At 68.4% G+C, this 13,649-nt stretch carries 5 protein-coding genes and 1 tRNA gene; 1 reads left to right on the top strand and 5 read right to left on the bottom strand.

Going from position 1 to position 13,649, the window contains the following annotated elements; genetic code table 11:
• Positions 1–6 precede the first annotated feature (6 nt).
• The 4 genes from ACWGO0_RS30275 to ACWGO0_RS30260 form a co-directional block, all read right to left on the bottom strand.
• Entirely contained in the window at positions 7–807 is an 801-nt protein-coding gene (locus ACWGO0_RS30275; RefSeq protein ID WP_453542050.1) for a helix-turn-helix domain-containing protein, read from the bottom strand.
• Between the two features lie 201 nt (positions 808–1,008).
• On the bottom strand, positions 1,009–3,759 hold the full coding sequence (locus ACWGO0_RS30270; protein WP_453542047.1) for a DNA translocase FtsK: 2,751 nt from the start codon (positions 3,757–3,759) through the stop codon (positions 1,009–1,011).
• Positions 3,760–3,916: 157 nt separating this feature from the next.
• Positions 3,917–4,600, bottom strand: a complete 684-nt coding sequence (locus ACWGO0_RS30265) for a response regulator (protein ID WP_453542044.1) — start codon at positions 4,598–4,600, stop codon at positions 3,917–3,919.
• Between the two features lie 244 nt (positions 4,601–4,844).
• Positions 4,845–10,286, bottom strand: coding sequence for a HAMP domain-containing protein (locus ACWGO0_RS30260; RefSeq protein WP_453542041.1), 5,442 nt, complete (start codon positions 10,284–10,286; stop codon positions 4,845–4,847).
• Positions 10,287–10,687: 401 nt separating this feature from the next.
• On the opposite strand from ACWGO0_RS30260, the gene ACWGO0_RS30255 reads away from it, so the two are divergent.
• The gene (locus tag ACWGO0_RS30255) at positions 10,688–13,312 is read left to right on the top strand and encodes a SpoIIE family protein phosphatase (RefSeq protein ID WP_453542038.1); all 2,625 of its coding nucleotides are present in this window, start codon (positions 10,688–10,690) and stop codon (positions 13,310–13,312) included.
• Positions 13,313–13,358: 46 nt separating this feature from the next.
• Here the strand turns inward: ACWGO0_RS30255 and ACWGO0_RS30250 are convergent.
• Positions 13,359–13,431: transfer RNA gene (locus tag ACWGO0_RS30250), tRNA-Thr, on the bottom strand.
• Positions 13,432–13,649 lie beyond the last annotated feature (218 nt).

Below are 13,649 nucleotides of genomic sequence, written 5' to 3'. Positions count from 1 at the left end.
GCCGGGTCAGCCCGCTTCGGGGTCGCCCTTGGTGTAGGAGAGCCGTTCGACCTGACCGGGCTCGAACTGGTCCTGGACCTTCTTGCCGTTCACGAAGAGCTCGATCGCCCCGGCGTCGCCGAGGACGAGGTCGATGCGCTCCTTGTCCTGGAAGGTCTTGGACTGGCCCTGGAACAGCAGCCCGTCGAAGAGCAGCCGGCCGTTGTGGTCCTTGGCGGAGATCCAGCTCTTGCCCTGTACGGCGCTGAGCTTGACCGTCACCTTGTCCCGCGGAGCTGCGGCGATGGCACTTTCGGAGGGCACGGGCTTGGGATCGGACGGCTTGGTCTTGGTGGGCTTGGGAGTGGTCTTGTCGGGGGTCGAGCCCTCGGCGACCTGAGCCGTGCTGGGGCCCTTGTCCTCGTCGCTGAACAGTGTGAAGCCGACGAAACCGACCACGACGACAATGGCCGCGACCATGGCCGCGGTCCAGTTGGGCCGTCGGGGTTCCGAACGGATCCGTTCGGCCTCGAACAGCGGCGCCGCGGGGGTGGGAACGGGACGACCGCCGTGCTCGTCGTCGTACTGGGAGACCATGGGATCGGGATCGAGACCGACGGCACGGGCGAGCGTACGGATGTGACCGCGCGCGTACACGTCGCCGCCGCAGCGCGAGAAGTCGTCCTCCTCGATCGCGTGCACGATGGGGATGCGCACCCGGGTGGAGCCGCTGACTTCCTCGACCGTCAGACCTGCGGCGATTCGAGCCTGCTGGAGCGCGCGACCGATCGAAGGCCGGTCGTCTTCGGGGGAGTTGCCGATGGACACGGGGGCGCCTTTCGAGCGTGAGCCACCTGCTGGGTGTTCAGTCTAGGGGGGGTACGAAAGGGTGGGGCAACCGGGAGGGACGACTTTGTACGCCATCGGGTTCGCCGGACAGCCCTGCGGACAGGGCGGGGAGCGGAACATCCTTCCGTCCTTCCCTTCAACTTGACGTACGACCGGGCGAAACGGTTGCCCACAAAACCTCTACGAAGCGGTTTCCCCCCGGATGATGGCCAGCACCCCGTCGATCTCGTCCGCTTTCACGAGCACGTCGCGGGCCTTGGACCCCTCGCTCGGCCCGACGATGCTGCGGGACTCCATCAGGTCCATCAGCCGGCCGGCCTTGGCGAAGCCGACCCGCAGCTTGCGCTGGAGCATCGAGGTCGAGCCGAACTGCGTGGAGACGACCAGCTCGGTGGCCTGGCACAGCAGGTCCAGGTCGTCGCCGATGTCCTCGTCGATCTCCTTCTTCTGCTTGGTGCCGACGACCACGTCCTCGCGGAAGACCGGGGCCATCTGGTCCTTGCAGTGCTGGACGACGGCCGCGACCTCGGCCTCGGTGACGAACGCTCCCTGCATACGGGTGGGCTTGTTGGCCCCCATCGGCAGGAACAGTCCGTCACCCTTTCCGATGAGCTTCTCGGCGCCGGGCTGATCGAGGATGACGCGGCTGTCGGCGAGCGACGAGGTCGCGAAGGCCAGGCGGGAGGGCACATTGGCCTTGATCAGACCGGTCACGACATCGACCGAGGGACGCTGGGTGGCGAGCACCAGGTGGATTCCGGCAGCGCGCGCGAGCTGGGTGATGCGGACGATGGAGTCCTCGACGTCACGCGGCGCGACCATCATGAGGTCGGCGAGCTCGTCGACGATGACCAGCAGATACGGATACGGCGAGAGCTCCCGCTCACTGCCCTCGGGCGCCTTGGCCTTGCCGTTGCGCACGGCATGGTTGAAGTCGTCGATGTGCCGGTATCCGTACGCCGCGAGGTCGTCGTAGCGCAGATCCATCTCCCGTACGACCCACTGAAGCGCCTCGGCGGCCTTCTTCGGGTTGGTGATGATGGGGGTGATGAGATGGGGAATGCCCTCGTAGGCGGTCAGCTCGACCCGCTTCGGGTCGACCAGCACCATGCGGACGTCCTCCGGGGTCGCCCGCACCATGACCGAGGTGATCAGACAGTTGATGCAGGAGGACTTTCCCGATCCGGTCGCGCCGGCGACCAGGACGTGCGGCATCTTCGCGAGGTTGGCCATCTCGTAGCCGCCCTCGACGTTCTTGCCGAGCGCGACCAGCATCGGGTGGTCGTCCTCCGCAGCGTCCGCGAGGCGCAGGACGTCGCCGAGGTTGACCATCTCGCGGTCGGAGTTGGGAATCTCGATGCCGACGGCGGACTTGCCCGGGATCGGCGAGATGATCCGGACGTCCGGGCTGGCCACGGCGTAGGCGATGTTCTTGGTGAGGGCGGTGATCCGCTCGACCTTGACGGCCGGGCCGAGCTCCACCTCGTACCGCGTGACCGTCGGGCCACGGGTGAAACCGGTGACGGCCGCGTCGACCTTGAACTCGGTGAACACGTTCGTCAGCGAGGCCACGACCACGTCGTTGGCGGCGCTGCGCGTCTTGCCCGGCCCACCGCGCTCCAGCAGGTCGAGCGAGGGCAGTGAGTAGGTGATGTCACCGGAGAGCTGGAGCTGTTCGGCGCGGGCGGGCAGCGGCCCGGTCCGCTCGGGAGCCGGCTTCGTCAGGTCGGGTACGCCGCCGGACGGTGACGCCACCCGCTCGCCGGCCCTGGGCCGCTCGGCCTCACGGGCCCCGGGCACCGGCGTACCGGTCCGCTCGCGACCGCGGTCGGCGGAGACGCCCTGCGTCAGGTCCGCGACGATCGGCGAGGGCGGCATGCCGTTGAGCACGGCCCCGTCGAGCGCCGCAGCGGCGGCAGCCGCGACGTCCACGGCGTCCATGGTCCGGTTCATCGCGGGCTGCACGGACGGCCTGCGCGGCCTGCGGCGCTTGGCGAGCGCCGCCGACTCGGCGTGCTCGGGATCGTGGTCCGTATCCGCCTCCGAGCGGCGTGCGGAGCGACGCGACCGCTCGGGCAGCCCGTCGCGCCACTGCTCGTCGTAACGGTCGTCGTCGCTCTCGCCCTCCGCACCGGACCCGTACGCCGGCTCGACGATGCCCAGCTTCACGCCGAGCAGCCGCAGCCGCTGCGGAATGGCGTTCACCGGGGTCGCGGTGACGACCAGGAGCCCGAAGACGGTCAGGAGCAGGAGCAGCGGTACGGCGAGCACGTCGCCCATGGTGAAGATGAGCGGCTTGGAAGCGGCCCAGCCGATGAGGCCGCCCGCGTCCTGCATCGCTTCCGTACCGTCTTCGCGGCCCGGCGCCCCGCAGGCGATGTGGACCTGTCCGAGCACCCCGAGCACGAGGGCGGACAGGCCGATGACGATACGGCCGTTGGCCTCGGGCTTCTCCGGATAGAGGATCAGCCGTACGGCGACGGCGCCCAGCAGTATCGGTACGAGCAGATCGAGCCGGCCGAACGCCCCGGTCACCAGCATCTCGACGAGATCGCCGACGGGTCCGCGCAGATTCGACCAGGTGCCGGCCGCCACGATCAGCGCGAGGCCGAGCAGCAGCAGAGCGAGACCGTCCTTGCGGTGCGCGGGGTCGAGTCCTTTGGCGCCGCGCCCTATGGAGCGGAACATCGCTCCTACACCGTGTGCCAGCCCGAGCCAGAGCGCGCGCACGAGCCGGTAGATGCCCCCGGTCGGGGACGGCGCGGGCTTGGGCGCAGCCTTCTTCGCAGGCGCTTTCCTGGGCGCCGCGGTCTTCTTCGCGGCGGACTTCTTCGCGGGCGCGGCTTTTTTCGCCGGCCCCTGGGTACGGCCGACGCGCTTCGCGGTGCCCGCCGTGCCCTGGGAACCCTTGCCGGACGTACGTGAGGCCATGGGCCAGAGGTTACCGGTGTCGACGCCGGTGGACACGTGTGCCTACTGCTTCACCCGACCGTGTCGCCTTACAGGGGCCGGAAACTGACGCGCGTTCACGGAACGCGGGGGCCGCGGGAGCCCCGACGCCTGCGACAGGTGCCCTGGGCGCCCGGTGTCAGCCCTGCGAGGGCAGTACGGCCGCGGAGCCGCCGGTGCCCGGTTCCAGCGCGTCGAGCGCTCGGCGAAGCCCGGTGAGCTTGCGTTCGAGATGGGCCGCGGTCGCCACGGCCGCCGCGTCCGCCGACTCGTCGTCGAGCTGCTTCGAAAGCGCTTCCGCCTGCTCCTCGACCGCCGCGAGCCGCGCCGAGAGCTCGGCCAGCAGCCCTGCCGGCTCCTTCTCGTGGCCCGCGCCCGCGTGGCCGCCGCCCTCGAGCTGGAGCCGCAGGAGCGCGGCCTGCTCGCGCAGCTGGCAGTTCTTCATGTACAGCTCGACGAAGACCGAGACCTTGGCGCGCAGCACCCAGGGGTCGAAGGGCTTCGAGATGTAGTCCACCGCGCCCGCCGCATAACCCCTGAAGGTGTGATGCGGACCGTGGTTGATCGCGGTGAGGAAGATGATCGGGATGTCCCGGGTCCGCTCCCGGCGCTTGATGTGCGCGGCGGTTTCGAAGCCGTCCATGCCCGGCATCTGGACGTCCAGCAGAATGACCGCGAAGTCGTCCGTGAGCAGCGCTTTGAGCGCTTCCTCCCCTGACGATGCCCGTACCAGTGTCTGATCGAGCGCAGAGAGGATGGCCTCCAGCGCCAGCAGATTCTCCGGCCGGTCATCGACCAGGAGGATCTTGGCCTTCTGCACCATGGCCCGTCCTCCTCGCCCCGGAATCGCACCGGGTGCCGCCCCAGGGGACGACTCCCTTACGCCGTCCGTCCTTGTGCCGGTCATGGTAGCCGCACCCCGCCCGTCACCACACCCTGTCACCGCGATGTCACTGTGCACGTACCGAAAACGCGGTGGGAGACCAGAAGGTTCCCCGAATACCCCGTACTCACACCCGTTCAGACACAGTCGATCAGCAACTCATCGTGATTCTTTCAACTGGCCATCACTCTCCGCGCATCCACTGCTCCATGACAGCCAGCAAGTGATCAGGATCGACCGGCTTGGTGACATAGTCGGAAGCTCCGCAGTCGATCGCTTTCTCCCGGTCGCCCTTCATCGCCTTCGCGGTGAGCGCCACGATCGGCAGCCCGGCGAACTGGGGCATCCTGCGGATCGCCGTCGTCGTCGCGTACCCGTCCATCTCGGGCATCATGATGTCCATCAGCACGACCGTCACATCGTCGTGCTGTTCCAGGACTTCGATGCCCTCGCGCCCGTTCTCCGCGTACAGCACCGACAGGCCGTGCTGCTCCAGCACGCTGGTGAGCGCGAAGACGTTACGGATGTCGTCGTCGACGATCAGCACCTTCTCGCCATGGAACCGGAACGTCCGCCGCGGCTTCTGCTCCTCCTGGCCCTCCGGCGCTTCCTGCACCCACTCCTCGTGCGCGGCGCCACCGGCGCTCTGCCGGCCGGCCGGCAGAGCGGGCTGGCGCCCGGCCCCGCCCAGCGCCTTGCGCCGCCGCCGGAACATCCCCGCGGTGGCCGCCGGATCACCGAGCGGCGGCTGCGTCCCGTGACCGGCCGGCGCCTCCGGGCGCAGACCGCTCTCGATCGCGTTGCCGTGCGCCTCGATGGGGCCCGGCCCCATCTGCGGGTAGCCCTGGGGCGGGAGTTCGCTCGCGTGCAGCGGCAGATAGAGCGTGAACGTCGAACCGCGTCCCGGCTCGCTCGCCGCGTGGATCTCACCGCCCAGCAGCCGGGCGATCTCCCGGCTGATGGAGAGACCGAGGCCCGTGCCGCCGTACTTGCGGCTGGTCGTCCCGTCCGCCTGCTTGAACGCCTCGAAGATCACCAGCATCTTGCTGGACGCGATACCGATACCGGTGTCGGTGACCGAGAACGCGATCAGATCGGCGTCGGCGTCCCGCAGCGAGCCCGCCTCCAGCAGGTGTTCCCTGATGGAGTTGGGCACATCGGCACCGGCCGGCCTGATCACCAGCTCGACAGCCCCGCTGTCGGTGAACTTCACCGCGTTGGACAGCAGGTTGCGCAGCACCTGGAGGAGCCGCTGCTCGTCCGTGTGCAGCGTGGCCGGAAGCTCCGGCGACACCCGTACGGAGAAATCGAGCCCCTTCTCCGCGGTGAGCGGCCGGAACGTCGCCTCCACGTAGTCGACCAGCTGAACCAGTGCGATCCGGGTCGGGCTGACGTCCATCTTGCCCGCCTCGACCTTGGAGAGGTCGAGGATGTCGTTGATCAGCTGGAGCAGATCGGAACCGGCCCCGTGGATCGTCTCGGCGAACTCGACCTGCTTCGGCGAGAGATTGCCCTCGGCGTTGTCCGCGAGCAGCTTGGCCAGGATGAGCAGCGAGTTGAGCGGCGTACGCAGCTCGTGCGACATGTTCGCCAGGAACTCGGACTTGTAGCGCATGGAGACCGCGAGCTGTTCGGCACGCTCCTCCAGCACCTGCCGGGCCTCCTCGATCTCGGTGTTCTTCACCTCGATGTCACGGTTCTGCTGGGCCAGCAGCTCGGCCTTCTCCTCCAGCTCGGCGTTGGACGCCTGGAGTGCCTTCTGCCGGTTCTCCAGCTCCTGCGACCGGTCCCGGAGCTGCTCGGTCAGCTCCTGCGACTGCTCGAGAAGCTTCTCGGTCTTGGTGTTGACGCTGATGGTGTTGACGCTCGTCGCGATCATCTCGGCGAGCTGGTTGAGGAAGTCCCGCTGGATGTGCGTGAACGGCTGGAACGAGGCCAGCTCGATCACGCCGAGGACCTTGCCCTCGAAGAGCACCGGCAGCACGATCACATGCGCGGGCGGCGCCTCACCGAGACCGGAGGAGATCTTCAGATAGCCCGGCGGCACATTGTCCACCTGGATCGTCCGCTTCTCCTCGGCCGCCGTCCCGATGAGCGTCTCGCCGGGCCTGAAGGACGTCGGCATGGAGCCCGCGGAATAGCCGTAACTCCCGCGCATACGCAGCTCGTACGAGCTCTCCCTGCCGCCCTCCGCGCCCACCTCATCGGTGTCGCCCGGCGTCATGGCCATGAAGAACGCGCCGTGCTGGGCGGAGACCACCGGAGTCAGCTCGCTCATGATCAGCGACGCCACGTCGTCCAGATCGCGGCGGCCCTGCATCAGCCCGGAGATCCGGGCGAGGTTGCCCTTGAGCCAGTCCTGCTCCTTGTTGGCCAAGGTGGTGTCGCGCAGGTTGGCGATCATCGTGTTGATGTTGTCCTGCAGCGCCGAGATCTCGCCGGCCGCATCCACATCGATCTTGAGATTCAGATCGCCGCGGGTCACCGCGGTGGCGACGGCCGCGATGGCGCGCACCTGCCGCGTCAGGTTCCCGGCCATCTCGTTCACCGATTCGGTGAGGTCGCGCCAGGTGCCGTCCACGTCCCGCACCCGGGCCTGACCACCCAACTGCCCCTCGGTGCCCACTTCACGGGCCACCCGGGTCACCTGCTCGGCGAAGGACGACAGCTGGTCCACCATCGTGTTGATGGTGTTCTTCAGCTCCTGGATCTCGCCCCGGGCGTCGATGTCGATCTTCTTGGTGAGATCACCCTTGGCGATGGCCGTGGTGACGGTCGCGATCTGCCGCACCTGCCCGGTCAGGTTGGACGCCATCGAGTTCACCGACTCGGTGAGGTCCTTCCACGTACCGGAAACGCCCGGGACGCGTGCCTGGCCCCCCAGCTCGCCCTCCGTACCCACCTCGCGCGCCACACGCGTCACCTCGTCGGCGAACGAGGACAGCGTCGTCACCATCGTGTTGACGGTGTCGGCGAGCTCGGCGACCTCGCCGCGCGCCTCGACGGTGACCTTCTTCGTCAGGTCGCCGTTGGCGACGGCGGACGAGACGCGCGAGATGTTGCGCACCTGACTCGTCAGGTTGTTGGCCATCAGGTTGACGTTGTCGCTGAGGTCCTTCCAGATACCCGTCGCACCACGCACCCGGGCCTGGCCGCCGAGGATCCCCTCGGTACCCACCTCACGCGCGACTCGCGTCACCTCGTCGGCGAAGTTCAGCAGCTGGTCGACCATCGTGTTGACGGTCGTCACCAGTTCCAGGATCTCACCCTTGGCGTCAACGGTGATCTTCTTGGAGAGGTCACCCTTGGCCACCGCCGTCGTGACCTCGGCGATATTGCGGACCTGCATGGTCAGGTTGTTGGCCATGCCGTTCACGGACTGCGTCAGGTCCTTCCACGTACCCGACACGCCCTGCACCTCGGCCTGACCGCCCAGAATGCCTTCCGTACCCACCTCACGGGCGACCCGGGTCACCTGCTCGGCGAAGTTGGACAGCTGGTCCACCATCGTGTTGAGGGTGTTCTTCAGCTCCAGGATCTCGCCCCGGGCATCCACATCGATCTTCTGCGACAGGTCACCCCGCGCCACCGCGGTGGCGACCTGCGCGATGTTACGGACCTGGGCGGTGAGGTTCCCCGCCATGCCGTTCACCGAATCGGTCAGATCACGCCACACACCGGCCACACCGGGCACCTGCGCCTGACCACCGAGCCGCCCGTCCGTACCCACCTCGCGGGCCACCCGGGTCACCTGCTCGGCGAAGGCGGAGAGCTGGTCCACCATCGTGTTGATGGTGTTCTTCAGCTCCAGGATCTCGCCCCGGGCATCCACATCGATCTTCTGCGACAGGTCACCCCGGGCGACCGCCGTGGTCACCTGCGCGATCTGCCGCACCTGGGAGGTCAGGTTCCCCGCCATGAAGTTGACGGAGTCCGTGAGCTCCTTCCACGTACCGGAGACGCCGTCGACCCGCGCCTGCCCGCCGAGGCGGCCCTCCGTGCCCACGTCCCGCGCCATCCGGGTCACCTGGTCCGCGAAGGACGACAGCTGCGCCACCATCGTGTTGACGGTGTTCTTCAGCTCCAGCATCTCGCCGGCCACATCCACGGTGACCTTCTGCGACAGGTCGCCGTTGGCGACCGCCGTCGTCACCTGCGCGATGTCCCGCACCTGACCCGTCAGGTTCCGGAACGCCGTGTTCACCGAGTCGGTGAGGTCCTTCCACGTCCCCGCCGCACCCGGCACCTCGGCCTGGCCGCCGAGGCGGCCCTCGACGCCGACCTCCCGGGCCACCCGGGTCACCTCGGAACCGAAGGACTGGAGCTGGTCCACCATCGTGTTGACGGTGTTCTTCAGCTCCAGCATCTCGCCGGCCACGTCGACCGTGACCTTCTGCGTCATATCGCCGCTGGCCACCGCGGTCGTCACCTGCGCGATGTCGCGCACCTGGGTCGTCAGGTTCCGGAAGACCGTGTTCACCGAGTCGGTGAGGTCCTTCCACGTCCCCGCCGCACCCGGCACCTGGGCCTGCCCACCGAGCAGACCTTCCCCTCCGACCTCACTGGCGACTCGCGTCACCTCGTCCGCGAAGGTCCGGAGCGTCTCGGTCATCTGGTTGATGGTCTCGGCCAGCTGCGCGACCTCGCCGCGCGCGCTCACCGTGACCTTCTGGGACAGGTCACCGTTGGCGACCGCCGTCGTCACCTCGGCGATACCGCGCACCTGGGAGGTCAGGTTCCCGGCCATCGTGTTGACGGAGTCGGTGAGGTCCTTCCACACCCCGGCCACACCCGGCACCGTGGCCTGACCGCCCAGCTCGCCCTCCGTGCCCACCTCACGCGCGACCCGGGTCACCTCGGAGGAGAACGACGACAGCTGGTCCACCATCGTGTTGACGGTGTTCTTCAGCTGAAGCATCTCGCCGGCCACATGAACGGTGACCTTCCGCGACAGATCACCCTTGGCGACCGCCGTCGTCACGAGAGCGATGTCACGCACCTGTGCGGTCAGCCGGTACGCCATGGTGTTCACGGAATCCGTGAGGTCTTTCCATGAACCGGACATACCGCGCACCTGCGCCTGTCCGCCCAGCTTTCCCTCGGTACCCACCTCGACCGCGACCCGCGTCACCTGCTCGGTGAACGCCGACAGCTGATCGACCAGGTTGTTGACCGTGCGGGCGACCTTCAGGAACTCCCCGCGCAGCGGCCGTACGGTCTCGTCGGCCGTGTGCGACCGCAGTTCCATACGCTGCTCGAGATCACCGTCGGCAACCGCCGACAGCACACGCCCGACCTCCGAGACCGGTCGTGCCAGATCGTCCACGAGCTCGTTGGACGCATCGATGGCAGCCGCCCAGGACCCCTCACAGGCCCCGGTCTCCAGCCGTTCGGTGAGCTTTCCCTCACGCCCCACCACACGACGTACACGCGCCAGCTCGCCGGTGAGGTGAAGATTCCGGTCCGCGACCTCATTGAAGACAGCCGCGATCTCGGTCAGCACACCGTCGCCGGAGACGGTCAGCCGCCTACGGAAATTGCCGTCCCGCATCGCCACGAGGGCCGCGAGCAGTCTGTTCAGAGCTGCCGCGTCCACATCGATGGTCCCATTGCGCTGTTTTTTCACGGACTGTCCGCCTTTTGTGCGCGTGCCTGAACCCCGCGCCGCCACGCCAGACTCCACCGTGTCCCTCCCGCAGGGGTTGACCGTATCGCTCGGGCCTATCCGGAAGCTTGCCCAGATCTTCTTTGGCTCACCGCCACAGGACACCGTCGACGGGTGACCATGCGGACGTCAAATCGTTGAAACGTACCAGGCCGAAACAGGCCGGGGTGGAACCTCCCGCGGTTGACCCCCATCCTTCCTCCCGAAGTCCATAGTTGTGCGCCCGCGCACGCTTATCAGACCGCCTCCGTACCGAAGTCGGCCCTCGTGTACCCGGGACGGTGAACGAGCGTCTAGCCTGGCTAGGCGAATCGAAGCGGCGAGAATCGGGCACAGGACTCGGGGAAGCGACGAGACACCATATGGGGAGTGCTGTGATCACCGCGCGCGCGGCTGCCACCTTCGACCCGGTCGGGCGCTCCGTCGCGACCGCCCGCGCCTTTGTCCGTGACACGCTCCAGGGGTGGGGATACACCGACGTCGTCGACGACGCGGTCGTCCTGACCAGCGAACTCGTCACCAACGCCGTCGTGCATGCCGGAACCGCGGCGGACGTCCTGTGCCTGCGCACGGAGGACGGCGTACGCGTCGAGGTCTCCGACCACTATCCCGAGCGGGAAGTCCCGTTGCAGGGCTCGGGTTTGGACGCCAGCCCGGAACGGGAAAGCGGACGCGGCCTGCTGCTCTGCGCCGCACTCGCTTCCCGCTGGGGCGTGGAGTACACCCCCACGCACAAACACGTCTGGTTCCAACTCGACCTGCCGGAACGCCCCATCGGCATCCGTTCGGCGGGCCCCGTCCTGCCCACGGCCATGCTTCCCGTCACCGACGAACGGGTACGTGTGGCCGTCGTCCAGATCGACAGCACCGGGGCCCTCACCGCCTGGAACGACGACGCCACGTTCCTCTTCGGTCACGCAGCCGACCAGGTCACCGGCAAACAGCTCACCGACTTCGCGGCCTGGCCGCACACCCCCGGCACCAACACCGGCATCGCCGACGCACTCCAGCTCTCCCGCTGGGAGGGCAGCTACGGATTCCGCGGCGCCGACGGCCGCGTCATCCCGGTCTACGCCTCGCACCTGCGGGTCCGCGACACCCAGGGCGAACCCTCGACGGTCTGCCTCCTCGTCCGCGACTACGAGCGCGCGGTGCTCCAGTCGCCCGTACGCACTCCGGTCACGGACACGGGCACGGAGCACCGGGCCACGGACCCGTTCGAGGTCTTCATCGGCTCCCCCGCCCCCGACGACCTCGACGGGCTGCTCCAGCGCACGGTGGAACGGGCCCGCGACATGCTCGACGCCGACTCGGCGTTCCTGCTGCTCGCCACCGACGACGAGACCGAACTCGAGGTACGGGCCACGACCGGCCTCCCCTCGGCCCGCCAGCGCTTCGCCCGGGTCCCCGTCGAGGCCGGCACCGGACGGTACGGCTCCGCCAGAATGCCCGCGGTCCACGAAGACCTCAACGCGGTGCCCGGCGCGGTTCCGCTGCTCAGCGACACAGGCATGCGGTCCGTCGTCACGGTGCCGCTGAAGGTCGAGGGACGCCTCACCGGCTCCCTCGGCGTCGCCGCCGAAGCCCCGGGCCGCTACTCCAACGAGGAGGCCCTGCGCCTCCAGTTCGCCGCCGACCGCATCGCCCTGGCCGTCGAGTCCGCCCGCCTGGGCGAGCTGGAACGGCTGCGCCGCGGCTCCCTGTCCTTCCTCGTCGAGGCGTCCGACCTGCTCGCAGGCACCCTCGACCGCGACCAGACGCTGGCGCTGATGGCCCAGATGACGGTCCCCACGCTGGCCACCTGGTGCGCCGTCTACACGATCGCGGACCAGTCCTCGGAGCCGTACCTCTCGTACGTGCTCCACGAGGACGAGGAGCGCATCGACGGCCTCAAGGCCCTGCTGTCCAAGATCGCCCCACCGGACCCGGTACCGGCCCCCGGAGCGCGCGTCTGGTCGGCTCCCTCGGAGGCCGCCCACCGTGCGGCCCTCCACACGTCCCTGCGCAGCCTCGACCGCGACGCACCCCTGAGCATGGGAATGGCGACGCGCACCACGCTCGCCACGGCAGCAGCCGTCGGCGGAGAGACAGTGGTGCTCCCGCTGGTGGCCCGCAACCGCGTGATCGGCATGCTCACGCTGGGCAAGCCGTCGGACGACCACTTCCGCCAGGAGATCCTGGAACTGGCCGAGGACCTTTCCCGCCGGGCCGCGCTCGCACTCGACAACGCCCGCCTCTACTCGGAGCGCATGGCGATCAGCCAGTCGCTCCAGCGCAGCCTGCTGCCCCCCGGCCTGCCCGATGTACCCAACGTGGAGATCGAGGTCATCTACCGCGCGGCCGGCGAGGGCAACGAGGTCGGCGGCGACTTCTACGACGTCTTCCCGATCCACGACGGCGCCTACGGCTTCGCCATCGGTGACGTCTGCGGTACGGGCCCGGAGGCCGCGGCCGTCACGGGCCTTGCCCGTCACGCCCTGCGCCTGCTGGCACGCGAGGGCTTCACAGGCCCCGCGGTCCTGGAGCGCCTGAACGCCGCCATCCTGGACGAGGGGACCCGCAGCCGCTTCCTCACGCTCCTCTACGGGGAGCTGTGGCCCCAGGAGGACGGCAGCGCGCTCCTCAAGGTGGTGTGCGCGGGCCACCCCCTCCCGCTGCGTCTGCGGCAGGACGGCTCGGTCGTCGCAGCCGCGGAACCCCAGCCCCTGCTCGGGGTCATCGAGGACCTGGACCTGTACGAGCAGGAGATCACCCTCGAACCGGGCGACGTCCTGCTGTGCGTCACCGACGGCGTCACCGAACGCCGCGAGGGCGCTCGCATGCTCGGTGACGACGGCCTGGCCGATGTCCTGTCCACCTGTACGGGCCTGACGGCAGGCGCGGTGGCGGCACGCATCCTGCGGGCGGTCGAGCGCTTCGCCGCCGAGCCTGCATCCGACGACATGGCCATCCTGGCCATGCGCGTCCCGGAACCGCCCATCGTCTAGACATGAGAAAGGCCCCCGCCAATGGCGGGGGCCTTTCTCATTGCTGAGCCCCAATGCGGAATCGAACCGCAGACCTTCTCCTTACCATGGAGACGCTCTACCGACTGAGCTATTGGGGCCTTGCTGCCCTGCGGCAACGAGCTAAAGCATACCCTGAGTTGAGGGGTATGCAAAACCGTCGCTCGTCACCCCTGGACGCATCACCCCTGGACGCCGGCCAAGGGCACTCTCGCCAGTCAGTAAACGCAGAAAAGCCCCGTACCTTGCGGTACGGGGCTTTCCCGGAATAATTGTTCGGCGGCGTCCTACTCTCCCACAGGGTCCCCCCTGCAGTACC

The organism is Streptomyces sp. NPDC055749 (genome assembly GCF_053617235.1).
Note: the sequence above shows the minus strand (reverse complement) of the source record. Positions and strands in the feature narration are given on the sequence as shown.